Consider the following 26,865-nt stretch of genomic DNA (forward strand, 5'->3'; position numbering starts at 1 on the left):
ACCGCCCGCCGGACCGACGACGTGCCGCGTCGCCGGTTCCCCGGGTCGGTGGCCGAGTGCGTCGGGTGCGTCGAGTGCGTCGAGTGCGCCGCAGCCGCCTCGCCGGGAGGGGGCACACCACTGGGTGAGGCGGGCACGGCGGTGAGCTGACATCATCGAAGCGGTTCGGTGTTCGACAGACCATGCCGCAGACGATGGAGGACCCCCGTGCCGCTGACCTCGGAGCCGTTGCGGAAGCTGGGGTTCCTGACGATCGGGCTGTTCGACGGGGCCGATCCCCGGCGCGGGCACGAATCGACGCTGGAGATCATCGAACTGGGTGAGCGGCTGGGCTTCGACAGCGCATGGGTGCGGCACCGTCACCTACAGTACGGCATCTCGTCGCCCGTCGCCGTGCTGGCGGCGGCCTCGCAGCGCACCAGCCGCATCGAACTGGGCACGGCGGTCATCCCCCTGGGCTGGGAGAATCCGCTGCGGCTGGCCGAGGACCTGGCGACGGTCGACCTCCTGTCCGGGGGCCGGCTGAACCCCGGGGTCAGCGTCGGTCCGCCGATGCACTACGACCAGGTCGGACCGGCGCTCTACCCCGACACCGCCGACGCGGAGGACTTCGGCTACGGGCGGGTGGAGCGGCTGCTGGACTTCGTACGGGGGGAACCGGCCACCGACTTCAGCGGGGTCGAGGGGTTCGAGGTGTACTCCGACCGGGTCCAGCCGCACGCCCCCGGCCTGAGCCGCCGCATGTGGTACGGCGGCGGGAGCCTGCGGTCGGCCCGGTGGGCCGGAGAGCACGGGATGAACCTGCTGACCAGCAGCGTCGTCAAGGCGGAGGAGTCCGAGGACTTCGCCGAGATCCAGCTCTCGCACATCCGGACGTTCCGCACCCACCACCCCGACGGCGCTCGGGCCCGCGTCTCGCAGGGTCTCGTCGTCATCCCGACCGACACCGCTTCAGCGGAGCAGCGCGCGAAGTACGAGGAGTACGCCCGGCAGCGGACGCCGCGCACCGCCACGCCGCAGGGGCCCGCGCGCCTGATGTTCGCGCCCGACCTCGTCGGGCCGTCCGCGCAGCTCGCGGAACGGCTCTACGCGGACCCCGCCTTCCGGGAGGTCGACGAGGTCGCGTTCGCGCTGCCCTTCAGCTTCGACCACGCGGACTACGTCCAGATCCTCACCGACATCACCACCCACCTCGGCCCCGCCCTCGGCTGGCAGCCCGCTCGCTGACCCCTCGGCACACGGCCGCCGGGGGCCCGGCTTCCACGGTGACCGGGAAGGTCCGCCGTGGCTGGCGGGCGCGGGCCGGTGCGCGCATACGGAGTGTGCGGCCGGGCGGTGGGGGATCGGGGCGCTGACTTGTGGGGGCTGGACGGGCCGCGACGGCAACGGCGACGGTGACAACGGGTACGACGACATGCTGGTCCGCAGCACCGGGGGCACCCTCTATCGCGTCCCCCACACCGAGTGGTTCGACATCCCGTGGAAGAAGCGTGCTGGTGGGCGGCGTCCCCGGCCAGCCGGGCGGGGCGGCGGGGCCGGGGGAGCCGAGAGGTGACGTGTCGTCGGCGGCCCGGGACCTGGGGCCTCTCGGCGGGCGGGGGCCGCGTGGGAGCATGGCGCCCGTGCCCAGTGATCTGCGCGTCTGCTTCGTCGGTGACTCCTTCGTCGCCGGGGTCGGTGACCCCGAGCACCTCGGCTGGGTCGGACGGCTCAGCGGCCGGACCCACCGGGAGCAGCAGCCGCTGACCTCCTACAACCTCGGCGTGCGATTGCAGACTTCCCGCGACATCCGCGACCGCTGGCACCGGGAGTGCGCGCTGCGGCTGCCGGCCGGGTGTGACGCCCGCGTGGTGTTCTCCTTCGGCGTCAACGACACGACCTGGGAGAACGGCGGGCCCCGGGTGGACCCGGCCGACTCGGCCGCCCACCTAGCCGCGCTGCTCCGGCAGGCCGACGAGTCGGGGTGGCGGGCGCTGGCGGTCGGGCCGCCGCCGGTGGCCGACGAGCGGCAGAACGGGCGTACGGCGCTGCTGGACGGGCGGTTCGCGGACGTCTGCCGCGACGCCGGGGTGGGCTACCTCAGCGTCTTCGACCCGCTGCTGGCCAGTGAGGTGTGGATGGCCCAGGTGCGGGACGGCGACGGCGCCCACCCTGCGGGCGAGGGCTACGCGGAGTACGCCCGGCTGGTGCAGCCGCACTGGCATGGCTGGCTCGGCCGGGGCTGACGCACCCGACCGACCGGGTATCACCGGCCCGTCCGGGGCGCGCCTCCGCGACTCCCCCGCGGTTGTGGCCGACGTGCCCCCCGACGGACCGGCTCCCGTCGTACACAGGGACGGTAGACCGGGCCGCCGAGCGGAACCAGTTACAGTCCGCACAGCGCGCAGCCGCCCGGGTTTCTCTCCGCACAGCGGCGGGCGGCGCTCCGCTTCAGAGCCGCCCCAGCGCCCGCATCGCCAGCCACAGCTCGTACTTGGCGCTCGGCGCGTGCAGCAGCGAGCGGCCAAGCAGCTCCTCGGCCCTGGTCAGGCGCTTGCGCGCGCCCGGGAGCGAGATGCCGAGCGCGGCCGCCGTCTTCGGGAGCCTGGCGTCGGCGAGCAGCCAGGCGTGCACCGTGCCGGTGGCGGAGCCGAGCGGGTCGAGCTGGCAGCGGGCCCAGCCCTGGGCGGCGGGGGTGGTCAGCAGCGGGCCCAGGTCGGCGGGGCCACCGGGGGACGGCGGGTGCCGGGTGTACAGCCGCAGCGCCAGCCAGGCCGCCGACTGGTCGGCCAGGCTGGTGGCGAGGTCCAGCCCCAGCAGCTTCCGGATCAGCCGCAGCCGGGCGGCGAGCGTATTGCGGTGGATCTTCAGATGCCGACTCGCCCCGGCGCCGAAGGCCAGCCAGGAGCCGAGCGTCCCGAGCAGCTCCTCCGCCCCGGGGTCGGCCTGCCGGGCCGGCTCGTACGACAGGCACGGCCGCAGCAGCTCCAGCGCCCAGCCGGCCCCGTCCGGCCCCAGCAGCGGGGCGAGGCCGAGGTGCCGCCCGAACCTGGCCCAGCGGTCCGGTGCGCTGCGCGCCACCGCCAGCGCGTGGAACGCCTGCTCATAGCCGAGCGACATCTCCTTGAGCGCCACCTCGTCGCTCGCGCCGACCCGGCACTCCGGCAGCTGCTCGACGATCCGCCGCTCCCCCTGGTCGATCCCGGCCGGGACGACCGCTATGAGGTGGTTGAACCGCACCGGGCACGGCACGATCCACGCCGGACCTTCCACCAGCCCGGTCAGCCGCTCGGCCGTCGTGGCCCGCCGCTGCTTCGGGCACTCCACGACGTACACCCGCGCCGGGCTGGGCAGCCGGGAGCCCAGCGCCCCCGCGATCCGATGCGCCGCCGCCACATTGCCGTTCATCAGCAGATGCAGCACCGCCTCCCTGCTGTGCGCCTGCGCCAACTCCGTCCGGCGCGAGGTCCGCTCCGCCTCCTCCAGGTGCCAGCAGAGTCCGAGGATGCGCACGGTGTCGACCAGCAGGGTCCCGTACCGGTGGCTGCCGACCGCGTCGACGACCAGGTACGGCTCCCGGCCGAGCGCCACCAGGTGCAGGGTGCGCGCCCCGGCCGCGCCGACCACGCCCGCCGGTGCGCCGCGCCGGTGTAACTCCCGTACGGCGGACGGGACTTCGGCCGTCGGCTGGTCCGGCGCCGAGGCCAGCACCGATCCGTCGCCCGCCACCAGCGCGACCGCCGCGCCGGTCCGCCGCGCCAGCCACTCCAGCACGGCGCGCACCGCTCCCCGCCGGCCCACCAGCCGCAGCAGTGCCAGAGCGTCCTCGGCCCGCGTCAGGTCGGCCGGGGACTCCCCGGTCATGCGACGCATCCCCACGGTGCACATGTCATGGGCGAAACGGTAGCCGCCCGCTGCGACATCGCGGGAGGTACCGACCGGCTCCCCGTCGGACCGCTGGAACACCGCTAGCACAGCAGCAGGGACGCACCGGCGACCGCGCCCAGCGCGGCCCCGGCCGCCGTCTGCGCGACGCTGTGGTACCCGAGGGCGACCCGGGACCAGCAGACGGCCGCCGTCAGCGGGTGGGCGAGCAGCCACCAGGGGGAGTGCACCACGGCGAGCAGGGTGACGGCGGCCGACGCCACGGCGGAGTCGACGGAGATCTTCCACCCGGTGTTGACCACCAGCAGGACGACCGTCATCGCCCACAGCGCGACCATCGCGGCCAGTACGTCGCCCGGCGCGTGGGCGAGCAGCATCAGCACGGTGCCGGTGCCGATGGAGGCCAGGATCACCGCGAAGATCCGGGGGCGCTGGCGGCGGTCCACCACATGCCGGTCGCCCCAGGTGCCGCGCCGCCGCTCCCACTCGATGTACGACGCCGGGACGATGCCCGCGCACAGTGCCGCCAGCAGACCCCACCCGGCCCCGGCCGGCCCGCCGTCCGCAGCGATCCCGAGCCCGACCAGACCGGTCAGCAGGGCGTTGCGCGGCTGTAGCGCGTTGGTGACGGCACGGGCGGTGGCGGACACCATGCACCCCTCACGTGATCAGCGCGGCTGGTGCCGCCAGTGTAGGTGCGGCCGGGGCGGCGGAGCCGGGGTCCCTGGAGACGGTCATGATGATGATGCACCTGGCCTGGGTGTCCAGGGTCGGCGGCTGCGACCAATCGATCTGTACGAGATACGGAGATCGTGGTACTACTGCGATTGGGCCGACCAACGTCGCTGCCAGCCCCAGGACGACGGCGAACCCGGCCACCGAAACCGTCCAACGCACCCTGCTCACGCGCGAGTTCCCCTTCCACCGATGATCATGTGGAGGGAATGTATCACGCATCCGTTCTAACATCGAAAATTTGCTCGACCCCAGAAGTCCATAAGGGACGGCGGGTCACGTCATACAATCTTATTGACTGCCCGCCCGCTGCTTCCTTTCGAGTCTTATCAGACGTTCGCGTGTTCTGACCGCTTCCTGCCGGTCAATCGGCCGCCCAGAATCGAACACCCGCTGGAGCGCCACCCGGGCCCCGGCCAGGTCTCCGACGGCGAGCAGCACCTCGGCCAGTACGCCCTGCGCCCTGACCGCCTCGTCCAGGTCCTGCGTCCGGGTCGCCATGGCCACCGCCTCCCGCAGATGCCCCGCCGCGGCGGCCGGTCGCCCACCGGCGGACTCCGCCTGTCCGAGGCAGCGGAGCGCCTGTGTCACCTGGTGGGCGGCGCCGATGGCGCGGGCGAGTTCGAGGGCGTCCAGGTGGTAGCGGGCGGCGGCCGCGTGGTCCCCCGTCCTGCGGTGCGCCTCCCCGAGGCCGATCAGGGTGTCCGCCTGACTCTTCCGGTCACCCAGTTCCTGGAACTCCAGCAGCATCTCCCGGTAAAGCGGAAGGGCCGCCTCCGCTTCCCCCGACTCGGTGAGGAGATCGGCCAGGCTGCCGCGTACCGTCGCCCGGTCATAGCGGTTTCCGGTGGCCCCCAGGAAGGACATCGCCTGTTCCAGCGATTTCCTGGCGAGATCCGGCTTCCCGGCCCGCATGTACAGATCCCCCATGTTGTTGAGGGTCTTCGCAAGGGCCGTCCTGTCCTCCACGGCCAAAAATCCGTCGAGGGCGGTGTGGAAATAGTCCAGGGCCTGATCGTGCTCCCCGAGGAAGAGCAGGGTTATGGCGATGTTGTTGTGTCCTCTGGCGTTTTCCCACACATCTCCGGCACGCGCCTTTATGGCAAGCGACTGCCGGAATCTGTCCAGTGCGGTGCGGTGCTCGCCGAGGTGCCAGTTCAGGGCGCCCAGTACGCGGAGCAGTTCCGCCTCGGCCTCCGTGTCCCCCCGGGTACGGGCGATGGCCAGCCCACGCTCACCGGCCTCGGCCGCCTCCGCGTAGCGCCCGGTGCTGGTGTAGCCGACGCTCAGGTGGAACAGCGCGCGGCACAGGGCGGCCTGGGCGCCGGTGCGGTCCCAGTGGGCTGCGGCGTGCTGGAGGACGGTCCCGGCGTCCTGCCAGTGGCACTCCGCGTCCAGGAAGCCGGCCAGGAAGTAGGCGAGTCGGGCGGCGCGTTCGGGCTGCCCATGGGTGCGGGCGTGGTTCTCGACGGCGAGCAGGTTCTCCCGCTCGGCGGCGAACCAGGACCGCGCGGCTTCGGCGTCGGGCGGGTACGGCAGCTCCACCGCGAGGCCGTCGTGCCGCGTCTCCAGCCGGATGCGGCGCGGGTACGCGAGGCGGTCGGCCTGGTCGGCGGCCTGGAGGTAGAAGTCGGTCAGCCGGCATACCGCCTGGTCGCAGTCGTGTTCGCCGTCCTCCGAGGCGGCCAGGAAGCGGGCGTACTCCCGTAGCAGGTCGTGGTACTGGTACCGGTCGGGTACGGGTTCGCGCAGCAGATGGCAGGTCAGCAGGGCCTCCAGCAGCCTTTCGGTGGCTTCCGGCGGCAGGCCCAGCAGGGCGGCGGCAGCGGAGACGGTGAAGTCGGGGCCCGGGTGCAGGGCGAGTCGGCGGAACGCGGTGCGCTGCGCGGGGGTGAGGGTCCGGTAGGAGAGGTCGAAGGCGCGGGCCATCTCGTGGTCGCCGCTGTCGCGGATCTCGCTGAGCCGCCCCGGGCTGCGGGCCAGGCGTCCGCTGAGGGTGGCGAGCGTCCAGGAGGAGCGGACCCGGAAGCGGTTGGCGACCAGTTCGATGGCCAGCGGAAGGTATCCGCACAGGCAGACGATCCGGGCGATCTCCTCGGTGTCCCGGGTGCGGCCCTCCCCGGCGAACCTCCGGAACAGGGTGATCGCGTCGGCCGGCGGCATGACGTCCAGCGGGACGGCGCGGGCGTGCGGGAGGCCGGTGAGGTGGCGCCGACTGGTGATGATCACCAGGGAGGGCGAGTCGCCCGGCAGCAGCGGGAGGATCTGGTCGGGGCCGATCGCGTCGTCCAGCACGATGACCGCCCGGCGCTCGGCCAGCATGGTGCGCCACAGCGCGGTGCGCTCCTCCAGACCACCGGGGATGGTGTCGGCGGGCGCTCCCAGCAGCCGCAGCAGGGTGGCCAGGGCGGCGTCCGGGCTCAGCGGCTCCTGGGCGGGCGAGTGCCCCCGCAGGTCCACATAGATCTGCGCCTCGGGGAACCGGGTCGCCAGTCTGCTCGCGGTGGACACGGCCACGGCGGTCTTGCCCACCCCGGCCATGCCGGTGACGGTTTCCAGCGATATGACCGATCCGTCCGCCGCCGCGTCGACCACCTCGCTCAGTGCCCGCAGCTCCGCCCGGCGGCCGACGAGCGGCGACTGCTGCGGGAGGTTCCTGGGCGGCAGCCGGACCGGCGGGGTCGGCGGCGCGGCCGCCGCTGCCCGTACCGCCCTGCCCCCGACCAGGTCGGGGACCGGTACCCGGTCGAGCACGCCGCGGTGGATGCGGTTCAGCTCGGCGCCCGGCCGGGAGCCGTACTCGGCCATCAGCAGTCTGCGGGTCCGCTCGTACACCCGCAGCGCGTCCGTGTACCGGCCGCTGCCGTAGTAGGCCAGCATCAGCTGGCCCAGCAGCGTCTCGTTCCCCGGATGGCGGTCGACCAGGTCGGACAGCTCACCGACCAGGTCCGCGAAGCGGCCGAGTCGCAGTTCGGCGGCGACCCGGGCCACGGTGGCCCCCAACCACCGCTCCGCCAGCGTCCTGCGGACGGTCTCGGCCCAGAGGCCGGGAAGCCCGGCGAGGGCCTCGCCCTGCCACAGCCCCGCCGCACGGCGCAGCAGCTCCACCGCGTGCTCGTCGTCGCCGGCGGTGGGCGCCCCGGTGAGGCGCTGGAAGCGGTGCCAGTCGACGGAGTCGGGGTCGGCCTCCAGTACATAGGTGTGGGCCCGGCCGACGATGCGCGGCAGATCGCTGTGCGGCGGACCACCGCGCGGCAGACCACTGGGCAGCGGACCACCGCGCGGGGTACCGCTGGGCGCTGTACCGGCGGGGCGCAGCCGTTTGCGGATGCGCGAGATATAGGTGTGCGTATTCTCGCGGGCGTTCGGACGCGGTTCGCCGTCCCAGAGCCGGTGGATGAGCGTGTCCAGAGCGACCGGGCGGCCCACGTCGAGCGCGAGCGACGCCACTAGAATGCGTGCTTTGTCCGATCCCAGTTCAAGGCGCCGTCCGTCCAGCTGGAGCCCCACAGGTCCCAGTATGTGGAATTCCACCAGCGCCACCCTTCCGCTGGTTCGTCCATTTTAGTGAGCATGACATGCCTCGGGAGGGGCCGCCAGATGGCACTGCCGCACCGGTCGGCCGGCCGCGCCGATCCGGGTTCGTCGCCGGTCGGCCGCATCGCGAACCTGACGGGGGGTAGGACCGGAGTGATCCGGACGAGCGCGACCGATCGACGGGGGGCGGACTGATGGGTGCGGTTCCGGACGATGCCCACGGCAACACCATCGGCGGTGCGGCCCAGTTGTACGGCGCCACGGTCCAGGCCCGCGACGTGCACGGCGGCATCCATGTGCACCCGGCCGCCGCCCAGGGACCGCCCCCGGCCCCGGCGCCACGGCAACTGCTGCCGGTACCGGCCCACTTCACCAACCGGCGGGACGACCTGGCGGCTCTGGACAGGATGCTCGCGTCGGGTGCGGCGGACGGCGCCCCGCGCCCGCTGATCGTGGTGAACGGCCCGGCCGGGGTCGGCAAGACCACGCTGGTGTCCAGATGGCTGCGCTCGCTGGACGCCGAGTTCCCCGACGGCCAGCTCTACGCCGACCTGCGGGGCCATTCGGTGGACGGCCCGGCGGGTCCGGGCGAGGCCCTGGGGCAGTTCCTGCGGGCGCTCGGCCTGGCGTCGGTGCCGACCGATCTGGCGGAGCTGGCGTCGCTCTGGCGCTCCCGCACCGCCGGTCTGCGGATCGCGGTGATGCTGGACAACGCCTTCACCGCCGCGCAGGTCCGGCCGCTGCTGCCCGGCGGCCCCGGCGGGCTGGTCGTCGTGACCAGCCGCCGCAGGCTCTCGGGGCTGCGGATGGACGGGGCGGAGTTCCACCGGCTCGCGGCCTTCGGCACCGCGGCCGGGGTGGAGCTGCTGAGCCTGGGGATCGGCGAGGACCGGGTGGCGAGCGAACTGCCGTCCGCCCAGCGGTTGGTGGCGCTCTGCGGCGGGCTGCCGCTGGCCGTCTGCCTCGCCTCCGCCCGGCTGGCGTCCAGGCCGATGCAGCCGGTCGAGGCGCTGGCCGAGGCGCTCGCCCGGGACGCGGACCGCCTGGCCGCGCTGGAAGTCGAAGGAGAGGCAACCGTGCGCAAGGCCCTGGACGCGTCGTACGCGGTGTTGAGCCCGGAAGCCGCCCTGCTGTACCGCAGGCTCGGCCCACTGCCGGTGCTCACCTTCGGCACCCGGACCGCCGCCGCGGCCTGCGCCGAATCCCTCCCCTGGGCGGAGCGCAGGCTTGACGAGCTGGTCGAGGCCAACCTGGTGGAGGACATCGGCCCGGACAGCTGCCGCTTCCACGACCTGGTCCGGGTCCATGCCCGCGACCGCGCGGTGGAGGACGACCCCGCCCCGGGCCCATGGCGACCTGGTGGCCGTGCACGACCCGCATGACGCGGCCCGCGCCCTCGCCTTCCTGGGCCGCGCCCGCGCCCGCGCCGGGGAGCACGCGGCGGGGACGGCCCAGCTGGAGGCGGCGCTCGCCGTGTTCACCTCCTCCGACGCCGCGCACTGGCGGGCGCGGACCCTGGAGATGCTGGGCGACGCCGCCCGGGAGCACGGTGACGGCCCGGCCGCCGCCGCCTTCCACACCCGGGCGCTCGCCCTGTACCGGAGCACCAGCCCGGCCGACGCGCAGCGGCTCAGCGAACGGTCGGCCGGGCCGCCGGGCTGACCCACGACACGCGGGTTCCGCAGCCGCACCGGGCGGACACCAGCTCCCGCAGCGAGCCGCCCGCGACCAGCCAACCGTGCAGGCAGGACGGGAGCAGCGACCACTGCGGGGGCGTCCGGCACGGCAGCGTGACGACGCGGCGGTCCGCGCCGCCGACCGCCGCCCAGCCACCGCCGACGAGCGGTACCGCCGCGAGGCCGCAGCCGGGGTGGGCGGCCGTGATCTCCGCCAGTCGGCACGCCGCGTCGGCCGCCGGGCACGGGCGGCTGCCCTGGAGCACGTCGGCGCAGTCCAGCCAGCGCCGCTCCCGGCAGCGGTCGAGGTCGACGGCCAAGTGCTCGTCGCGGACCGGCGCCCACCGGACGCCCCGGCGGTCGGCACCGAGCAGCAGCAGCCGCCCGCCCGCCGGCCCGTCGGCGGTGGCCGGCCGCGCCGACACCGCGTAGCCGGGGCGCGCCGGATCGGCGTCGTACCGGGTCGGCGGCGCGGTCCGGCGCAGCTCGACGGTGACGAACCGTCTCATGCCGACGCCTCCCCCGGGTCGGCCGCCCAGGCGTCCAGCGGCAGCGGCGGCGGCAGCCGGAGGGTCACCGGCTCGTGGGCGGGCTGGCCCAGGCCCAGCAGCCGGTACATCAGCCGCCGCATGTTGCGGTTGAAGCGGCCCGGCTGCGAGGTGATGCGCGCCGCGATGGCCGCGTGCGCCTCGCTGCGGTACTCGGCGGCGGCGTAGCGGAGTTGCTCCTCAAGCGGGTGGGTCGGGGACAGCGCCGGGGCCGTGACGGCGAGCGCGGCGGCGGGGGACGCCGGGTTGATCTCCTGCTCGGGCGAGCAGGCGAGCAGCACCGGGGCTCCGGTGAGCGTCCCGTACAGGGTGACCGAGCCGTGGTCACCGATGATCCAGTCGGCGGCGATCAGCACGCTGCGCCAGTCCGCGTCCGGCGGCACCAGGCCGATCCCCAGCCGGCTGCACCGCGCCAGCCAGGCCCTGACCTGCCATGGGCCATGCCCCGACCACACATTGGGGTGCACCAGGACGGCCGTCCGGTACCGGTCGGCCGGCAGTTCCGCGATCAGCCGGGGCAGCAGCGCCTCGAACCGGCCGAAGGACGACCGGGGCCCCCAGGTCGAGGCGGCCACCACCAGCTTCTGCCCGTCGGCCAGTCCGAGCGCCCTGCGGTACGCGGCGCGCAGCGGCAGGCTCGCGGTGATCCGGTCGTGGACGGGGTCACCGACCACATGCGCCACCGGCAGCGCCTCCGGGCAGTGGCGGGCCAGTTCGCGCAGGTCGGCGTGGTGCGGCACGACCACGGCGGCGGGCAGCTTCCCGCCGGGGGCCAGGTCCCGTCTGCGCAGTCCGGCCGCGCCCTCGCCGCTGCCGGTGATGAGCTTCAGGTAGTTGGCGCCGTGCGGGAGGGTGATCAGCGGCGCGTCCAGGCGCTCCACCCCTCTCGGCCCGGCGGTGAGGGCGAGGTCGAAGGTCATCCGGACGGCCTCGTCCCACGGCAGCACCGCGCTCTCCAGCCGCGCCAGGAAACGCGGCACCTCGTCCCCGAAGGTGTGCGGCGGCGCCGTGAACACCACCTGGAGCCGGAAGTCGGCCTCCAGCAGCGACAGGACATCGAGCAGCCGCTTCCCGTATGTGACGGTGTGGACCACTGCCAGGACCCGCTTCCGGCCGACCAGTGTCAGCCACTGGCGGTCCTCGGCCGACGGCTCCGTGGTCCTACTCAACGCCGACATGGCGTCCCCCTGTTGTCTCCCCCGGCGGGTCTCCCCGCAGCCTCACTGCCTCCGACTGGTTGCCCGGCCGGGCTGACGGAAGGCTTGCCGCGCCCTTGCGAAAACCTTGCAGCGTACCGGGCCACCGTGGGGTGGCGGCGGTGGTCGCGGGAGCCGGTGCGGCGGACGGCGTGGACGGGGTGGCCGCTGCTCCGTCCCGGCCACCGGAAATGGGGAGTCGCCGGTGGCCGCCCTGCCCCTAAGCTCTGTCCCTGCCGGTCGAGCGGCACGGGGGGCGGGGCTCGGCGGCATCCGTATCCACACCACACCCTGGGGGGTTCCTTCTTGATATCCCGTACGCGCCGCACGCTCGCGGCGCTCACTTCGGCCGGCTCGCTGGCGGCCGGGCTGATCGGCGCCACCGCGCCGGACGCCCTCGCCGCGACCGGCCCCGCCGACGGCCGGATCGCCCTGTACGGCGGCAGCGGCGTCCAACTGGTCAACGCGGACGGCAGCGGCCTGCGCTCCGTCCCGGGCGTCCCCAACTACGGCTACACGCCCAGCTGGTCGTCGGACGGCAGCCGGCTGGTGGCCGGCTGGAGCCAGCTGGTCACCGCCCGCGCGGAGGGGCGGACCGCCGCCATCACCCTGCCGTGGGCGACCGGGGTGCGGTCCGGCACGAGCTACGAGGACCCGGTGTTCTGGTGGAACAGCCGCTACATCGTCTTCAGTACGGGCGGCCAGCTGGCGTACGGACCCTCGGACGGGACCGGGGCGCCGCAGCCGTTGCTGACCGAGAAGCAGGAGCCGGAGACGGTCTGCGACGTCCACCCGGCGGCCTCCTTCACCGGCACGCTGGCCTTCGAGCGGCGCAGCGGCTACGGCTGCTACGACAACGCCGGCATCTGGACGTACGACAGCGTCACCCGCAAGCTGAAGAAGATCATCGCCGTCGGTTCCGCGCCGGTGTACTCGGAGGACGGCACCAAGCTGGCGTTCACCCGGGTCGTCGGCGACTGGACGCAGCTGTTCACCGCCAACGCGGACGGCAGCGGCATCCGGCAGCTCACCAGCGACGACGGTGACCATCTGAACCCGAGCTGGGCCCCGTCCGGCGGCCGGATCGCCTACGACGCGCACAGCGGCCACGCGGGCTGGTCCGACGATGTGCCGGCGACGAAGATCCTCGACCTGGCCACCGGCACCGCCACCACGCTCACCGGCAAGGGCAGCCGGCCGGCCTGGCAGCCGCTGCGCAAGAACGCCGTCTTCCGGGTGTACGGGACCGGCGGCACCAGGATCGACACCGCCGCCTCCCGCTGGACCTACGACAAGACGGGCGGCAAGCACGTCGACGGCCTGATCACGGCCAAGTCGGCGGTGCTGGTCGACAAGGGCATCGCCGCCTACGCGGCGCCCGCCATCGCGCTGGGCGCCGAGAAGCGGGGGCCGGTGCTGACCACCTCGGCCGGTTCGCTGGACGCCGCCGCGGCCAAGGAGCTCAAGCGGGTGCTGCCCAAGGGGCGCACCGTCTACCTGGTCGGCAATCGCAAGGCGCTGAGCGACAAGGTGCTGAAGCGGGTGCGGGCGCTCGGCTACAAGCCGGTGCGGCTCGACGGCGCCGACCGGTACGCGCTGTCCGTCCGGGTCGCGAGGCAGATCGCCAAGGCCCCGGAGTGGATCTTCGTGGCGGACGGCAGCGAGTACCGCGACCCGTTCGCCGCCGCCTCGGCCGCCGGGGCGCTGGGCTACCAGGGCAAGGGCGTGGTCCTGCTCACCGACGGCAAGAAGATCCCCGCCTCGATGCGGAACTACCTCAACGGCCTGAACCCCAAGCGCACCCGGATGGTGACCGTCGGCTCCAAGGCGACCACCGCGATGACCAGGGTGTCGCTGAAGAAGGTGTGGACCTTCTGGACCGTCGGCGGCAAGACCCACGAGAGCGTCGCCGCCAACCTGGCCCGCTTCTGGTGGGTCTCCCCGGTGTCGGCCACCGTGCTGCACTACGGGAACTGGCGGGACGCCGTGGCCGGCGCCTCGGCCACCGTGGGCTACGGGCCGCTGCTGTGGTCCGCTTCGGGTTCGCTCTCCGCCGCGACGGGGGGCTACCTCAGCCAGGAGGCCGCGAGCGTCGGCTCGGTGCAGACCTACGGCGGCGGGTCGTCGTACGGGGCCGGCACGCTGCGCGCCATCGGCGCGTCGATCGCCGCGAGCGCCGACTGGGCGCCGGTCGTCAAGATCCCGAACGGTGCTCTGTCGGCCCTGGACAACCTGCGGTCCTTCACCACCCCGACCGCGCCGCCCACCCCGACCACGCCGTCCCGGCCGACGGCCGACCCGTCGGTGGTCCCGGGCGAGTACCTGCCCGCCCCGGCCGGCCGCACCACCGGCTGACCCTCGGCGGACGGCGGAAGATGGGTGGCATGCCCGCCACCCGTCTTCCGCCGCGTCGCGACTGGTTCCGCCGCGACGGGCTGAGCGCGGCGGCGGCCGTCCGGGCGCACCGGGAGCCGCTGCGTGTGCTGCGGGCGGACCTCCGGACCGCCTACCTGGACGCGTACAGCGACCGGCCCTGGCCGCCGGAGACCCTGCCCAGCCACGAGCGGGCGCTGCGCATGGGCGCCGAGCAGGGAGCGCCCGACCCCGCGGCGGGGATCGAGGTGGACGTCCGCGACGACGGGCGGTTCGCCGTCCTGGCGGCCCTCGCGCCGTACAGCGTCTGCGCGGAGGCACGGGACGGGGAAGGGCAGCAGCTGTACGGCGCGTACGACACCGGCACCGGCCTGTGCGTCACCCTCACCCCCGCCCAGGAGGCGGCCCTCGCCGCCCGCCTCGCGCCCCTCGACCTGACCGCCCTCTACCGCACCCGGGGCTGACCCGGCGGCGGGGCCGGGGGGAGGAGGGCGGTCAGCAGGGTCGCCAGGGCGTGCGGGAACTCGTCGCGCGGGGCGTGCGGGCCGGGGGTGTGGGCCAGGCAGGCGGCGAGGGCGGGGAGGCGCCGGGGGTCGACGGCGGCGAAGGCCAGGCAGCGCTGGCTTGGCTCGCGGGGCGGCTGCAGCGGGTACTGGTTGAGCAGCTCGCCCTGGGTCAGGTGCCAGCAGGTGCGGAAGGCGGCCATCGCCTCGCCGGGGCCGAGCCCGGCCGCCAGGAAGTCGGCCAGGCAGGCGTCGTTGAAGGCGAGCGCGGTCTCCGCGACGAGTTCGCCGCGGATCAGGATGTGCAGCACCCACACGTGGTCGGCCATGTAGTCATGGGCGTCGAGCAGCCGCCGCAGCAGCCGCGCGTACGGGGTGTCGCCGGGCACCTCCACCGGCAGGCCGGCCGCGATCTGCTCCAGGATGGCCAGCAGCAGCGCCTCGCGGTCGGCGACATGGCGGTAGAGCGACGTCGGCGCGGTGGACAGCTCGGTGGCGACGGCGCGCATCGTCAGCCCGTCCAGGCCGTCCCGCTCGATCACCCGGCGCCCGGCGCTGACGACCGCGCCGGTGGTGAGACCCGGGCGTGGGCGGCGCACCCGCCCGCCGGTGTCGATGGGCCCGGTGCGCTCGAACATGCCTCCATCTTCTCAGAACGCCCTTGCGGGCCGACCCTTCGGCGCGGTTAAGTTAGGCATACCTAACGCGAATGCTGTACGCATCGGGAGAACTCGCATGACGGACGTCACTCGGCCCGCCCCGGAACCGGCCACACCCCCGCCGCACCTGGGCCTGATCCTGGCCACCGCCTGCCTCTGCCAGCTGCTGGTGGTGCTCGACGCCAGCGTGGTCAATGTCGCGCTCCCGTCGATCGACCGGGCGCTGCACTTCTCGCCGGGCGCCCTCTCCTGGGTGATCAACGCCTACACCCTGGTCTTCGGCGGCCTGCTGCTGCTCGGCGGCCGGATCGCCGACCTGGCGGGCCACCGCCGCGCCCTGCTGGCCGGCCTGCTGCTGTTCGCGGTCGCCTCGGTGCTCGGCGGCTTCGCCCAGGACCCGTCCCAGCTGATCGCGGCCCGCGCCGGACAGGGCCTGGCCGCCGCCGTGCTCGCCCCGATCAGCCTCACCGTCATCATGGTGAACTTCGCCGAAGGCCCCGTCCGGGCCAGGGCCGTCGGCATCTGGGCCATGGTCTCCGGGGTCGGCAGCGCCCTCGGCGTGCTGCTCAGCGGCGTGCTCACCGAAGTGCTCGACTGGCGCTGGGTGCTGTTCATCAACCTGCCGATCATCGCGGTGGTCGTCCCGCTGGCCCTGCGCTCGGTGCACGGCCGCCCCGCCCCGCGCAGCGGCCTCCCGGACATCACCGGCGCGGTGCTCGGCACCGCCGCGATGAGCCTCCTGGTGTACGGGACGGTGGAGACCAGCTCCCACCCGTGGGGTTCGGCACGCACCCTGGCCACCCTGGGCGCCGCCGTGCTGCTCGGCGTGGCGTTCGTGCTCTGGGAGCGGCGCTGCGCCGAACCCATCGTCCGGCTGAGCGTCTTCCGGGCCCGGTCGGTGTGGGCGGCCAATGTGATCGTGCTGCTCATCGGCTCGGCGATGCTGGTCGGCTTCTACTTCTGCTCGCTCTTCCTCCAGGAGGTGCTGCACTACGGGCCGCTGGCGGCGGGTTCGGCGTTCCTGCCGTTCTGCGTCGGCATCGTGACGGGCAGCATGGTCAGCGGCCGGCTCGCCGCCCGGTTCGGCAACCGGGTGCTGCTGACCGGCGGGCTGCTGGTGGGCGCGGTGGGGATGGCCTGGTTCGGCCTGCTGGGCGTGGACTCGACCTTCGTCGGCGGGTTCCTGGGCCCGTGCCTGGTCACCAGCGCCGGCATCGGGGTCTGCCTGGTGGCCAACACCTCGATGGGCACCACCGGCGCCCGCCACCACGAGGCCGGGCTGGTCAGCGGGCTGCTCAACGCCAGTCGGCAGTGCGGCGGCAGCATCGGCCTGGCGGCGCTCTCCACGGTCGCCGTCTCCGCCACCCGGCACTCCGGCGCCGCCGACCCGCTGCGGGCGCTCACCGTCGGCTACGACCGGGCGTTCCTGGTCTCCGGGGCGCTGCTGCTGGTCGCCGCGCTCGTCGCCGCCGTCGCGGTGCGCGGCGGGACGCCGGTGGCGGTGGTCGACGGGCAGTCGGCTGCGGGACCTGAGGGAACAGCTGACGGGAAGTCCGACGGGGAGTCCGTTGCTCCGTCCGCCGCTCGCTCCGCTGCTCCGTCCGGTGATGGTCGGCGGGCTGTCAGCGAACGGTGAGCGAACTGTCGGCGGGCAGGAGCAGGCTACGGAGTATGGAATCCGCAGCCGCCGCCGACACCGCCGACCAGGACGCCGAGCAGCACACCGCACTGACACCGCCGGCCGCCTTCGTCCGCTTCGCCGTCTGCGGCGGGGGCGTCGGGGTGGCGGCCGGCGGTGTCCTGCTGCCGCTGGCCGCCTGGCTGCCGTTCGCGGTGGCCAACGCGCTGGTGACCGTCGGGTCGACGCTGCTGGCCACCGAGCTGCACGCCCGCTTCTCCTTCCGCGCCGCGCGGACCGGCTGGCGGTGCCATCTCCAGTCCGGGCTCACCGTGGTGGTGAGCTACCTCTTCACCACGGCGGCGCTGACCGCCCTGCACTCGGCGGACCCGGCGGCGGGCGCGCTGCTGCGGCAGGCGGTCTACCTGGCGGCCTCCGGGCTGGCCGGGATCGGGCGGTTCCTGGTGCTCCGGCTGCTGGTCTTCTCCGGCGACGGGCGCCGTACGGAGCCGGAGCCGGCCGCCCCGGTGCGGCGGCTACCCGGGCCGCGCCCCGACCCGAGGGACGCCTCGGCCGCCGACCGTACCGGGCTGGACGCGGCCGCCTGAGCCGGTCGGGGCCGGCCGGTCGGGGTCGGCCGGTCGGGCGGGGCGGCGGGGCAGGATGGGCGGATGCGGATGCAGATCGAGCTGTCGACCCGGCCCGGCACGGCCGAGCGGGCCAACGAGGACTTCGCGCTGGTCTCCCCGGAGGCGTTCGTGGTGCTGGACGGGGTCACTCCCGGCCCCGCCGACCCGGGCTGCCACCACGGGGTCGTCTGGTACGTACGGCAGTTGGGCAGCCGACTGCTCACCGCCGCCACCGCCGCCCCCGAACGGCCGCTGGCCGACTGCCTGGCCGAGGCGGTCGGCGGCACGGCGGCGGCGCACGGCGACGGCTGCGACCTCACCGCGCCCGGAACGCCGCAGGCCACGGTCGCGGTCGGCCGGGTGGTGGCCGGGCACTTCCAGTATCTGGTGCTCGCGGACTGCACGCTGGTGCTGGCGGGCCCCGGCCTGCTGGCGGCGGTGACCGACGACCGGGTGGAGCGGGCGGCCCGGGAGCTGCGGCGGGCGGCGGGCGCGCTGCCGGAGGGTTCGCCGGAGCGGGCCGCCGCGCGGGCCCGGTACGCCACGGCCGTGGAGGCGCTGCGGAACCGGCCGGGCGGCTTCTGGACGGCCGCCGCCGACCCGGCCGTGGCGGCCGAGGCGCTGACCGGCGAGGTGGCGGTGGGGGCGCTGCGGTCAGTGGCGGCGATGAGCGACGGGGCGAGCCGGTACGTGGACCTGCTGGGGCTGGGCGACTGGGCGGCGGCGATGCGGCTGCTGGCGGAGGACGGGCCGGGGGAGCTGCTGGGCCGGGTGCGGGCGGCGGAGGCGGCTGATCCGGAACGGCTTCGGTGGCGGCGGGGGAAGGTCAGCGATGACGCGACCGTGGTGCATGCGGTGCTCGGGGGACGGGATGGCGGCCCGTTGTCATAGCCGGGCTGCCGGGCGCGTGGCGGGTTGCTCATACCCCCGTGCGGTGCGGGACGGCTGACGGGAGGGACGCCCCTCGTGGCCCTGGCGGGGCGGACCGGTTGTGTACGGAATGCTGACGCGTGGTCATATCCCTCGCTACGGTGGGGGTTCGACGGTGGCCGCGCTGTGGTACGGGCTCTTGACCAGGCTGCCGCGCGGGGCACCGAAACGGCTTTCGGAGACGCGGGGGAACGGCGGTATGAACTTTCTGAGCGAAGCCTGGCACGACGGCACACAGCTGGCCGGTGACGCCGTGAAGGTCGCCAAGGACATCGTGATGACGCCGGTGGAGATCGCGCACTGGACCCTGAACGCGATGTTCGGTGACGGCGGCGACCTGCATCGGATCGCGGCCGACCTGGGAGCACTCGGCGGTCAGCTCGACCAGCTGAGCAAGGAGATCGGCTCCACCGTCGGCGGCATCAGCTGGCACGGGGCCGCCGCGGACGCCTTCACCTCCCACGCCCAGGGCCGGGTGCGGGAGCTGGCGTCGGCCGCCGACGACCTCCAGTCGCTGGGCAAGTCGGTCGAGCGCCTCGCCAAGGTGATGTGAGCCCGGGTACGCGGCTCAGCCATCGGCACACCGGACACAGGGGGACGGATTCGCATGGCCGACGACCAGTTCGGCGTTCAGTTGCAGGAACTCGCCAAGCTCAGCCAGGAGTGGCAGGCCGCCGGCGAGCGGGTCGCCGAGGTGACCCAGAAGCTGGGGAGCATCCGGGCCACGCTCGCCCGCGCCGCCGAGATCGACCTGGCCGCGAGCGCGATCGGCGGCGTGGCCGGGATCGCCACCGCCTACGAGGTGCTCAAGGACGTCAAGGCCATCGCGTCCCAGGCCGACGCGCTGGGCGAGCTCCAGGAGAAGCTGCGGGCGAAGCTGGCCGCCGACGCCAAGAAGATCAAGTCCATCGCCGATGAGTACATCGCGGCGGACCGCAAGATCCATGACGACCTGAAGAAGCACGACAAGGAGCACGCCAAGCCCAAGAGCCCGGCCCAGCCGGGCGGCGGCAAAGGCGGCTCGGCCGCACCCGCCGGTGGCGGCGGCAAGGGCGGCGCGGTCACCCCGCCCAAGGGCGGCGGCTCCGGCGGCGGAGGCGGTGGCTCGTACGACGGGCACGGCGACGGCACATGGCAGACGGTCGGTGACTGGGACGCCTGGAAGCCGGGCTCCCACCACACGACCACCGGCGCCGGCGTGGTCACCGCCCCGGACCTCACCGGGCTGCCGGACGAGCGGCGCGACATCCTGGACCGCGCGCTGGAGCGGATCAACCACCGGATCGGCTACAGCCAGTCGGCCACCACCAACGGCTACCGGGACGACTGCTCCGGCTTCGTCTCGGCCGCATGGGGCCTCAACCCGCCGGGGCTGAACACCTACGGCCTGATGGGCAGCGCATATGCGCACCCGATCTCCAAGGACGACCTCCAGCCGGGCGACGCGCTGATCGCGGGCGACCACACCGTGCTGTTCGGCGGCTGGGCCGACGCCGCGCACACCAAGTACATCGCACTGGAGGACAACGGCTCCCAGGGCACGGTCTCGCACGTCATCCCGTACCCGTACTACTCCGGCGACGCCGCCCACGAGAAGGCCATCGGCCACCCGTACGTGCCCTACCGGCGCAACGGCCTCTAGCCGGCACCTGCTCGTAGCCGGCCCCGCTCGTGGTGGGCCGCCGCCGGGAAGGTTTCCGGCGGCGGCCCGCCGCGCTGCCCGCAACGACCCGAACCGCCTCCAGACGGGGAACCCCTCACCATGCCCTCCCGCCGCCTGCTCGCCATGGCCGCCCTCGCCGTGGCCGTGCTCCCGCTCACCTCCTGCGCGTCGGGTGACGCGGACGCCTCCGGCAGCACCACCACCGGCCCGACGACATCACCGCCGACCACCGCAGCCGCCGCCCCGGCAGCGGCCTCCCCCACCGCCGCGGTGAGCGATCTGCCGCTCGACCCCGAGCCGACCTTCGACTGCACCGCCGCCCAGCTGCCCGCCGGCCACCGGGTGGTCCAGGTGACCGCCGCGCCGGTCGGCGGCGTGCTGCGGGCCAGGCGGGCGGAGTTCGCCTGCGACCCCGACGGCGGGGACTACGCGGGCACCGGCGCCGCCGCCGACTACCGGCTCGCCGCCGGGGCCACCGCCGAGCTGAGCACCGGCGCCACCACCCACCAGGCGGTCACCCTGGCCGCGCTGACCGGGCATCTGGCCGCCTGCCTGGCGGGCAAGGCCGTGCCGGAGCCGTTCTCCTGCTCCGGGAACCTCTACGAGATCACCGGGGACTCCGGCGGCATCACCCGGTTCAGCGAGGTGTGGCACCCCTGAGCGGCACCCGGCCGCCTGCCGCATTCGGGTGACCGTCCGCCGAAACCGGCCGCCCGGGTGCCACCGGCCGCCACACTGGGCGGGTGCGTGTGGAGATGGCGGGGGAACCGCAGCTGCCAGGCCGGGAGAGCGAGGACTTCGCGGCGGCGACGCCCGAGGCGCTGGTCCTGCTGGACGGGTCGAGTTCACCGGCGGGCCTGGAGTCGGGCTGCCGGCACGGCACCGCGTGGTACGTACGGCGGCTCGGGGCGCACCTGCTGGCCCGGCTCACCGACCGGGCGGACCGGACGGCGGCGCAGTGCCTGGCGGACGCCATCGCCGAGACCGCCGCGCTGCACGGCGCCCGCTGCGACCTGGCCCACCCGAACACCCCGGCGGCCATGGTGGTGGCGGTGCGGCTGCGCGGCACCGTCCTGGAGTACGCCGTGCTGGGTGACGCGCTGCTGGTGATCCAGCCGGAGGTGGGCGGGCCCCGGGTGGTCGGGGACAACCAGCCGTTCCCGGCGGGCGAGGAGCTGCGGCGGCAGCTGTGGGCGACGGCGGCCGGCTCGCCGGAGCGGGCGGCGCTGCACATGCGGTACGCACTGGCGGTGCGGGCCGCCCGCAACACCGGCCGGGGCCCCTGGGTGGCCGCCGCGCTGCCCCGGGCGGCCGAGTATGCCGAGGTCGGCACCGTGCCGATCGCCGGGCTGCGGGGCGTGGCGGCGTTCTCCGACGGCGCGAGCCGCTATGTCGAGCGCTACCGGCTCGGGGACTGGGCGGCGGCGATGGCGCTGCTGGACGGTTCGGGCCCGGGTGAGTTGCTGGCCCGGGTGCGGGCGGCGGAGGAGTCCGACCCGGACTGCGTCCGCTGGCCACGCGGCAAGGCCAGGGACGACGCCACCGTCGTCTACCTGCGGCTGCGCTGAGCACTCCGCCCCCGCCGACGGTGCTGCGGCGGGGGCGGAGGCGGGTACGGAAGCGGACGAGGGTCAGCGGTGCTCGGCCGGGATCTGGCCGAGGCGGCCGGCCCGGAAGTCCTCGAACGCCTGCTCAAGCTCGCGGTGGCTGTTCATCACGAACGGGCCGTACCAGGCGACCGGCTCGCGGATCGGACGGCCGCCGAGGATGACCACGTCCAGATTGGGCGACCGGCTCTCCTGCTTGCCGTCGGCGGCCACCGTGATGCTGTCGCCGTCCCCGAAGAGCACCGCCTGCCCCATGCCGAACGGCCGCTGCTCCTCCCCGACCGTGCCGCTGCCACCCAGCGCGTACACCAGGGCGTTGAAGTCGCTGCGCCACGGCAGGGTGATCCGGGCGCCGGGGCTGACGGTGGCGTGGACCATGGTGATCGGGGTGTGGGTGATGCCCGGTCCCTGGTGGCCGCCCAGCTCACCGGCGATCAGCCGCAGGATCGCGCCGCCGTCCGGGGAGGTGAGCAGCTTGACCTGCTGCCCGGAGATGTCCTGGTAGCGGGGGGCGGTCATCTTGTCGGCGCCGGGCAGGTTCACCCAGAGCTGGATGCCGTGGAAGAGGCCGCCGGAGACCACCAGGTCCTCGGGCGGGGTCTCGATGTGCAGCAGGCCGGAGCCGGCGGTCATCCACTGGGTGTCGCCGTCGCCGAGGAACCCGCCGCCGCCGGTGGAGTCCTTGTGCACGAACTTGCCGTCGATCAGGTAGGTGACGGTCTCGAAGCCCCGGTGCGGGTGCCAGGGCGTCCCCTTGGGCTCGCCGGGCGCGTACTCCACCTCGCCCATCTGGTCCATCATGATGAACGGGTCCAGGTGGCGGGTGTGGAGGCCGGCGAAGGCGCGCCGGACCGGGAAGCCCTCGCCCTCGTAGCCCTGGGGTGCGGTGGCGACCTGGCGGACCCGGCGGGCCCGGCCGGTGGTGGGGTCGGGGGTGTCGACCGCGGGCAGGACGAGCGGGTTGGCGACGGTGACGGCGGGCATGGCGGGCCTCCTCTGGGCTGTGTGGCCTGCGACCACTGTAGTTCAACAATCAACTACAAGAGCGTTGAAGGTTGAACTATTCCGCGCCGGGGTCACCCGCAGGGGTACGTCGGCCGTCCGTCAGCCGTACATCCGCCGCATGGTGAAGTCGACCATCTGCTCCACCGCCTTGGCGTCGAACACCATCCGGTGGTCGCCCTCCATGTCCAGCGCGAAGCCGTAGCCGGTGGGCAGCAGGTCCAGCACCTCGGCACCGGTGACGGTGAAGTACTTGGACTCCTTGCCCGCGTAGCGGCGCAGCTCCTTGAGCGAGCTGAACATCGGGATCACCGGGGTCGGGGTGTTGTGCAGCGCCAGGAAGCCGGGGCGCTCACCCCGGGGGCAGTACACCTTGGAGGTGATGAAGATCGCCTGGAAGTCCTCCACCGTGAGCCCGCCGCTGGTGAAGGCGCGCACCGCGTCGGCCAGCGAGGGCGGCGAGGGCTCGGGGTAGAGCGGCTGCTGCGACTGCTGGGCGCCGTATCCGGCGCCGGCCTGGGGGTCGGGGCCCCCGCCGGGGCCGGGCATGCCGCCCATCCCGGGCTGCGGCCCTGCCTGCTGGTAGGGGCCGCCCGGGTAGCCGGGTCCTGCCCCGGTCGCGGTCTGGTCGTAGCCGTACACGGAGACAGGCTATCGGCCCGGCGGCCCCCGACGGAGCGCCCGTTCGGGAAAGCGGCGGCGGTACCGGTGCGATGCCGGGCACAGTGGACGTGACGGCCCTCATGCCCCCCATGGGGTTGAAGATGTTACCGCCGGGTAGCATCATGGGTGCTACTGACGGGTAAGGGGTGCGCCTCCGCACGGGCGCGAGCAGAACCCCGGCACCGACCGACGCGATGACCGGAGAAGGCCATGGGGCACTACAAGTCCAACCTCCGCGACGTGGAGTTCAACCTCTTCGAGGTACTCGGCCGCGACCAGGTGTACGGCAGCGGACCGTTCGCCGACCTGGACGTCGAGACCGCCAGGAACATCCTGGCCGAGATCGCCCGCCTGGCCGAGAACGACCTGGCCGCCTCCTTCGCCGACGCCGACCGCAACCCGCCGGTCTTCGACCCCGGGACCGGCACCGCCCCGCTCCCGGCGAGCTTCAAGAAGAGCTACCAGACCTTCATGGACTCCGAGTGGTGGCGGCTGGGCCTGCCCGAGGAGCTGGGCGGCACCCCCACCCCGCGCTCGCTGCTCTGGTCCTTCGCCGAACTGGTGCTGGGCGCCAACCCCGCCATCTGGATGTACTCCTCCGGCCCCGCCTTCGGCCAGGTCGTCTTCGAGGAGGGCACCGAGGAGCAGCGGAAGATCGCGCTGCGGATGATCGAGCGCCAGTGGGGCGCCACCATGGTCCTCACCGAGCCGGACGCCGGCTCCGACGTGGGCGCCGGGCGCACCAAGGCGGTCCGGCAGGACGACGGCTCCTGGCACATCGAGGGCGTCAAGCGCTTCATCACTTCGGGTGAGCACGACCTGTCCGAGAACATCGTCCACCTGGTGCTGGCCCGCCCCGAGGGCGGCCGCCCCGGCACCAAGGGCCTGGGGCTCTTCGTGGTGCCCAAGTACGACTTCGACTGGGAGACCGGCGAGCTCGGCGAGCGCAACGGCGTCTACGCCACCAATGTCGAGCACAAGATGGGCCTCAAGGCGTCCAACACCTGCGAGCTGACCTTCGGCGGCGTCCGGGACGGCAGGCCGCACCCGGCCAGGGGCTGGCTGCTCGGGGAGAGCGTCGAGGGCATCCGCCAGATGTTCAAGATCATCGAGTTCGCCCGGATGATGGTCGGCACCAAGGCCATCGCCACCCTGTCCACCGGCTACCTCAACGCGCTGGAGTACGCCAAGGAGCGCGTCCAGGGCCCCGATCTGGCCGACTTCCTGGACAAGACCGCGCCCCGGGTCACCATCACCCACCACCCGGACGTCCGCCGCTCGCTGATGACCCAGAAGGCGTACGCCGAGGGCATGCGCGCCCTGGTGCTCTACACCGCCTCCGTCCAGGACGACATCGAGGCGGCCAAGCTGCGCGGCGAGCGGGCCGAGGCGGCCGAGCGGCTGAACGACCTGCTGCTGCCGATAGTCAAGGGCTACGGCTCCGAGCGGTCCTACGAACAGCTGGCCCAGTCGCTCCAGACCTTCGGCGGCTCCGGCTACCTCCAGGAGTACCCGCTGGAGCAGTACATCAGGGACGCCAAGATCGACACCCTGTACGAGGGCACCACCGCCATCCAGGGCCAGGACTTCTTCTTCCGGAAGATCGTCCGCGACGGCGGCCAGGCGCTCACCGCGCTCTCCGAGCAGATCCAGAAGTTCCTGGCCGGCGGCGAGGGCGGCGAGGAGCTGGCCGCCGAGCGCGAGTTCCTGGCCAAGGCGGCCGGCGACCTGGAGGCGATCGTCGGCAAGATGCTGGCCGACCTCTCCGCCGTCGAGCAGGACGCCCGGAACATGTACAAGGTGGGACTGAACACCACCCGGCTGCTGCTCGCCTCCGGCGATGTGGTGATCGGCTGGCTGCTGCTGCGCCAGGCCGCCGTGGCGCTGGCCAAGCTGCCCGGCGCGACCGGCAAGGACGTCGCCTTCTACCAGGGCAAGGTCGCCGCGGCCCGCTTCTACGCCCGCAACGTCCTGCCCACCGTCGCCCCGCAGCGGCTGATCGCCGAGGGCGTGGACAACACGCTGATGGACCTGCCGGAGGACGCGTTCTGAGCTGCTGAGCGAGGCGGTCTTCCCGCCGAAGGGGCCCCGGGCGATGCCTTTGGGGCCCCTTCGGCGCGTTTGGCAGGCATTATTGTCATGCCCAAGGCGGCGATTTCCGGCCCTGCCCGGTCCCCGTCCGGGTGCCGCCTATGCTCGAAAGCGGGAGGCGTCCGGCGAGACCCGCCGCGTCTTCCCTCGACCCTCGACCCAGGAGCAGCATGCCGACCGCCGCCGGAACGGTCTTCTTCGACCGCAGCCACACCGACGATCTGATCGCCTACCTCAATGCCAGCCCGTCGCCCTACCACGCGGTCGCGTCGGCCGCCGGACGGCTGGAGAAGGCCGGCTTCCGCCAGGTGACCGAGACCGAGGCGTGGGACGACCAGGCCGGCGGCCGGTTCGTGGTGCGCGGCGGCGCGCTGATCGCCTGGTACGTCCCCGAGGGGATGGGCCCGGAGGCACCGTTCCGAGTGGTCGGCTCGCACACCGACTCCCCCAACCTCCGGGTCAAGCCGCTGCCCGACACCGGCTCGGTGGGCTGGCGGCAGGTGGCCGTCGAGGTCTACGGCGGCGTGCCGCTGAACACCTGGCTCGACCGCGACCTGGGCCTCTCCGGCCGGCTGGCGCTGCGCGGCGGCGGGACCGCCCTGGTGCAGGTGGACGAGGCGCTGCTGCGGGTGCCGCAGCTCGCCATCCACCTGGACCGCCAGGTCAACGAAGGGCTGAAGCTCGACCGGCAGCGCCACCTCACCCCGCTGTGGGGCATCGGCCCGGTCGACGAGGGCGCGCTGATCGAGTACGTCGCGGAGCGGGCCGGAGTGGCCGCTCAGGACGTCACCGGTTGGGACCTGATGGTCCACGACGTGCAGCCGCCGTCCTACCTGGGCCGCGACCGGGAGCTGCTGGCGGCCGCCCGGCTGGACAACCTGCTCTCCGTGCACGCGGGCGTCGCGGCGCTGGTCGCCGTCGCCACCGCCGACACCGAGCCGGCCGCCATCCCGGTGCTGGCCGCCTTCGACCACGAGGAGACCGGCAGCGAGTCCGACACCGGCGCGCAGGGCCCGCTGCTGGGCAATGTGCTGGAGCGGTCGGTGTTCGCCCGGGGCGGCACCGCCGAGGACCGGGCGCGCGCCCTGGCCGGCACCGTCTGCCTCTCCGCCGACATGGGCCACGCCGTCCACCCCAACTACAGCGAGCGGCACGAGCCCGGACACCACCCGCTGCCCAACGGCGGCCCCATCCTCAAGGTCAACGTCAACCAGCGCTACGCCACCGACGGCGTGGGCCGCGCGGTCTTCGCCGCCGCCTGCGAGCGGGCGGGCGTGCCCTGGCAGACCTTCGTCTCCAACAACGCGATGCCCTGCGGCACCACCATCGGCCCGATCACCGCCGCCCGGCTGGGCATCGCCACCGTGGACTGCGGGGTCGCCGCGCTCTCCATGCACTCCTCGCGCGAGCTGTGCGGGGCCGACGACCCGTTCCTGCTGGCCGCCGCGCTCAAGGGCTTCCTGGAGGGCTGACCGGACGGCCGCCGACGGGCGGGGCGGGGCCGGTCGGCCCCGCCCCGCCCGTCGGCGTGTGCGGCATGGAGCCCGGGGGTGCGGGTAGCCGCGCACTGA

At 73.9% G+C, this 26,865-nt stretch carries 23 protein-coding genes; 15 read left to right on the forward strand and 8 right to left on the reverse strand.

The annotated features are described in order from the left end of the window. Window positions 1–207 precede the first annotated feature (207 nt). Together ACIQGZ_RS00765 and ACIQGZ_RS00770 are read left to right on the forward strand one after the other, a co-directional pair. On the forward strand, window positions 208–1,227 hold the full coding sequence (locus ACIQGZ_RS00765) for an LLM class flavin-dependent oxidoreductase (protein ID WP_402598432.1): 1,020 nt from the start codon (window positions 208–210) through the stop codon (window positions 1,225–1,227). A gap of 395 nt (window positions 1,228–1,622) precedes the next feature. After that, window positions 1,623–2,225, forward strand: coding sequence for a GDSL-type esterase/lipase family protein (locus ACIQGZ_RS00770; RefSeq protein ID WP_402598433.1), 603 nt, complete (start codon window positions 1,623–1,625; stop codon window positions 2,223–2,225). 205 nt (window positions 2,226–2,430) lie between these two features. On the opposite strand, the gene ACIQGZ_RS00775 is transcribed toward ACIQGZ_RS00770, so the two are convergent. The 3 genes from ACIQGZ_RS00775 to ACIQGZ_RS00785 form a co-directional block, all read right to left on the reverse strand. Next, on the reverse strand, window positions 2,431–3,843 hold the full coding sequence (locus ACIQGZ_RS00775) for a helix-turn-helix domain-containing protein (protein WP_402598434.1): 1,413 nt from the start codon (window positions 3,841–3,843) through the stop codon (window positions 2,431–2,433). 104 nt (window positions 3,844–3,947) lie between these two features. After that, the gene (locus ACIQGZ_RS00780; RefSeq protein ID WP_402598436.1) at window positions 3,948–4,517 is read right to left on the reverse strand and encodes a hypothetical protein; all 570 of its coding nucleotides are present in this window, start codon (window positions 4,515–4,517) and stop codon (window positions 3,948–3,950) included. Window positions 4,518–4,890: 373 nt separating this feature from the next. Next, window positions 4,891–8,109, reverse strand: coding sequence for an AfsR/SARP family transcriptional regulator (locus ACIQGZ_RS00785; protein ID WP_402598438.1), 3,219 nt, complete (start codon window positions 8,107–8,109; stop codon window positions 4,891–4,893). A gap of 221 nt (window positions 8,110–8,330) precedes the next feature. Here ACIQGZ_RS00785 and ACIQGZ_RS00790 point away from each other — a divergent pair, with 221 nt between their 5' ends. Together ACIQGZ_RS00790 and ACIQGZ_RS00795 are read left to right on the forward strand one after the other, a co-directional pair. Continuing rightward, window positions 8,331–9,518: an AAA family ATPase gene (locus ACIQGZ_RS00790; RefSeq protein WP_402598439.1), complete on the forward strand. Its 1,188-nt coding sequence runs from the start codon at window positions 8,331–8,333 to the stop codon at window positions 9,516–9,518. After that, window positions 9,496–9,798: a tetratricopeptide repeat protein gene (locus ACIQGZ_RS00795; protein ID WP_402598440.1), complete on the forward strand. Its 303-nt coding sequence runs from the start codon at window positions 9,496–9,498 to the stop codon at window positions 9,796–9,798. The genes ACIQGZ_RS00790 and ACIQGZ_RS00795 overlap by 23 nt, the downstream gene beginning before the upstream one ends. Here the strand turns inward: ACIQGZ_RS00795 and ACIQGZ_RS00800 are convergent. Both ACIQGZ_RS00800 and ACIQGZ_RS00805 read right to left on the reverse strand, forming a co-directional pair. Then, window positions 9,767–10,321 (reverse strand): hypothetical protein, encoded by a 555-nt coding sequence (locus ACIQGZ_RS00800; protein ID WP_402598441.1) that lies wholly within the window; start codon window positions 10,319–10,321, stop codon window positions 9,767–9,769. The two genes, ACIQGZ_RS00795 and ACIQGZ_RS00800, sit on opposite strands and share 32 nt — an antisense overlap. Continuing rightward, window positions 10,318–11,538 (reverse strand): hypothetical protein, encoded by a 1,221-nt coding sequence (locus tag ACIQGZ_RS00805; protein WP_402598442.1) that lies wholly within the window; start codon window positions 11,536–11,538, stop codon window positions 10,318–10,320. Before ACIQGZ_RS00805 ends, ACIQGZ_RS00800 begins: the two co-directional genes overlap by 4 nt. A gap of 324 nt (window positions 11,539–11,862) precedes the next feature. On the opposite strand from ACIQGZ_RS00805, the gene ACIQGZ_RS00810 reads away from it, so the two are divergent. Together ACIQGZ_RS00810 and ACIQGZ_RS00815 are read left to right on the forward strand one after the other, a co-directional pair. Then, window positions 11,863–13,911, forward strand: a complete 2,049-nt coding sequence (locus ACIQGZ_RS00810) for a TolB family protein (RefSeq protein WP_402598444.1) — start codon at window positions 11,863–11,865, stop codon at window positions 13,909–13,911. A gap of 29 nt (window positions 13,912–13,940) precedes the next feature. Beyond that, window positions 13,941–14,393, forward strand: a complete 453-nt coding sequence (locus tag ACIQGZ_RS00815) for a hypothetical protein (protein ID WP_402598445.1) — start codon at window positions 13,941–13,943, stop codon at window positions 14,391–14,393. On the opposite strand, the gene ACIQGZ_RS00820 is transcribed toward ACIQGZ_RS00815, so the two are convergent. Continuing rightward, a complete protein-coding gene (locus ACIQGZ_RS00820; protein WP_402598446.1) occupies window positions 14,375–15,070 on the reverse strand; it encodes a TetR/AcrR family transcriptional regulator in 696 nt (231 codons plus the stop codon). The two genes, ACIQGZ_RS00815 and ACIQGZ_RS00820, sit on opposite strands and share 19 nt — an antisense overlap. A gap of 97 nt (window positions 15,071–15,167) precedes the next feature. On the opposite strand from ACIQGZ_RS00820, the gene ACIQGZ_RS00825 reads away from it, so the two are divergent. From ACIQGZ_RS00825 to ACIQGZ_RS00855, 7 genes are all read left to right on the forward strand, one after another. After that, complete coding sequence (locus ACIQGZ_RS00825; RefSeq protein ID WP_402598447.1) at window positions 15,168–16,727, forward strand: MFS transporter; 1,560 nt, start codon at window positions 15,168–15,170, stop codon at window positions 16,725–16,727. Window positions 16,728–16,762: 35 nt separating this feature from the next. Further along, window positions 16,763–17,317 carry a hypothetical protein gene (locus tag ACIQGZ_RS00830; protein ID WP_402598448.1) on the forward strand — a complete coding sequence of 185 codons (555 nt, stop codon included), beginning with the start codon at window positions 16,763–16,765 and terminating at the stop codon, window positions 17,315–17,317. A gap of 63 nt (window positions 17,318–17,380) precedes the next feature. Beyond that, window positions 17,381–18,229, forward strand: coding sequence for an integrase (locus tag ACIQGZ_RS00835; RefSeq protein WP_402598450.1), 849 nt, complete (start codon window positions 17,381–17,383; stop codon window positions 18,227–18,229). A 238-nt stretch (window positions 18,230–18,467) separates the two neighbouring features. Next, a complete protein-coding gene (locus tag ACIQGZ_RS00840; RefSeq protein WP_402598451.1) occupies window positions 18,468–18,821 on the forward strand; it encodes a hypothetical protein in 354 nt (117 codons plus the stop codon). Window positions 18,822–18,875: 54 nt separating this feature from the next. After that, window positions 18,876–19,910, forward strand: coding sequence for a hypothetical protein (locus tag ACIQGZ_RS00845; protein WP_402598452.1), 1,035 nt, complete (start codon window positions 18,876–18,878; stop codon window positions 19,908–19,910). Window positions 19,911–20,030: 120 nt separating this feature from the next. Beyond that, a complete protein-coding gene (locus ACIQGZ_RS00850) occupies window positions 20,031–20,591 on the forward strand; it encodes a hypothetical protein (protein WP_402598453.1) in 561 nt (186 codons plus the stop codon). Between the two features lie 83 nt (window positions 20,592–20,674). After that, window positions 20,675–21,499, forward strand: a complete 825-nt coding sequence (locus ACIQGZ_RS00855) for an integrase (protein ID WP_402598454.1) — start codon at window positions 20,675–20,677, stop codon at window positions 21,497–21,499. Between the two features lie 63 nt (window positions 21,500–21,562). On the opposite strand, the gene ACIQGZ_RS00860 is transcribed toward ACIQGZ_RS00855, so the two are convergent. Next, complete coding sequence (locus ACIQGZ_RS00860; protein WP_402598455.1) at window positions 21,563–22,522, reverse strand: pirin family protein; 960 nt, start codon at window positions 22,520–22,522, stop codon at window positions 21,563–21,565. A 120-nt stretch (window positions 22,523–22,642) separates the two neighbouring features. Next, entirely contained in the window at window positions 22,643–23,182 is a 540-nt protein-coding gene (locus ACIQGZ_RS00865; protein ID WP_402598456.1) for an SseB family protein, read from the reverse strand. 231 nt (window positions 23,183–23,413) lie between these two features. On the opposite strand from ACIQGZ_RS00865, the gene ACIQGZ_RS00870 reads away from it, so the two are divergent. Continuing rightward, window positions 23,414–25,255: an acyl-CoA dehydrogenase gene (locus ACIQGZ_RS00870; protein ID WP_402598457.1), complete on the forward strand. Its 1,842-nt coding sequence runs from the start codon at window positions 23,414–23,416 to the stop codon at window positions 25,253–25,255. 209 nt (window positions 25,256–25,464) lie between these two features. Continuing rightward, complete coding sequence (locus ACIQGZ_RS00875; RefSeq protein ID WP_402598458.1) at window positions 25,465–26,766, forward strand: M18 family aminopeptidase; 1,302 nt, start codon at window positions 25,465–25,467, stop codon at window positions 26,764–26,766. The last annotated feature ends 99 nt before the right edge of the window (window positions 26,767–26,865 follow it).

The sequence above is a fragment of the Streptomyces sp. NPDC092296 genome, assembly GCF_044755465.1.
Taxonomy (GTDB): domain Bacteria; phylum Actinomycetota; class Actinomycetes; order Streptomycetales; family Streptomycetaceae; genus Peterkaempfera.

Coding starts and splice junctions, on each gene's coding strand:
- ACIQGZ_RS00775 (WP_402598434.1), bottom strand. CDS start 3,843: ATGACCGGGGAGTCCCCGGCCGACCTGACGCGGGCCGAGGACGCTCTG.
- ACIQGZ_RS00780 (WP_402598436.1), bottom strand. CDS start 4,517: ATGGTGTCCGCCACCGCCCGTGCCGTCACCAACGCGCTACAGCCGCGC.
- ACIQGZ_RS00790 (WP_402598439.1), top strand. CDS start 8,331: ATGGGTGCGGTTCCGGACGATGCCCACGGCAACACCATCGGCGGTGCG.
- ACIQGZ_RS00800 (WP_402598441.1), bottom strand. CDS start 10,321: ATGAGACGGTTCGTCACCGTCGAGCTGCGCCGGACCGCGCCGCCGACC.
- ACIQGZ_RS00805 (WP_402598442.1), bottom strand. CDS start 11,538: ATGTCGGCGTTGAGTAGGACCACGGAGCCGTCGGCCGAGGACCGCCAG.
- ACIQGZ_RS00815 (WP_402598445.1), top strand. CDS start 13,941: ATGCCCGCCACCCGTCTTCCGCCGCGTCGCGACTGGTTCCGCCGCGAC.
- ACIQGZ_RS00820 (WP_402598446.1), bottom strand. CDS start 15,070: ATGTTCGAGCGCACCGGGCCCATCGACACCGGCGGGCGGGTGCGCCGC.
- ACIQGZ_RS00825 (WP_402598447.1), top strand. CDS start 15,168: ATGACGGACGTCACTCGGCCCGCCCCGGAACCGGCCACACCCCCGCCG.
- ACIQGZ_RS00830 (WP_402598448.1), top strand. CDS start 16,763: ATGGAATCCGCAGCCGCCGCCGACACCGCCGACCAGGACGCCGAGCAG.
- ACIQGZ_RS00835 (WP_402598450.1), top strand. CDS start 17,381: ATGCGGATGCAGATCGAGCTGTCGACCCGGCCCGGCACGGCCGAGCGG.
- ACIQGZ_RS00840 (WP_402598451.1), top strand. CDS start 18,468: ATGAACTTTCTGAGCGAAGCCTGGCACGACGGCACACAGCTGGCCGGT.
- ACIQGZ_RS00845 (WP_402598452.1), top strand. CDS start 18,876: ATGGCCGACGACCAGTTCGGCGTTCAGTTGCAGGAACTCGCCAAGCTC.
- ACIQGZ_RS00850 (WP_402598453.1), top strand. CDS start 20,031: ATGCCCTCCCGCCGCCTGCTCGCCATGGCCGCCCTCGCCGTGGCCGTG.
- ACIQGZ_RS00860 (WP_402598455.1), bottom strand. CDS start 22,522: ATGCCCGCCGTCACCGTCGCCAACCCGCTCGTCCTGCCCGCGGTCGAC.
- ACIQGZ_RS00870 (WP_402598457.1), top strand. CDS start 23,414: ATGGGGCACTACAAGTCCAACCTCCGCGACGTGGAGTTCAACCTCTTC.
- ACIQGZ_RS00875 (WP_402598458.1), top strand. CDS start 25,465: ATGCCGACCGCCGCCGGAACGGTCTTCTTCGACCGCAGCCACACCGAC.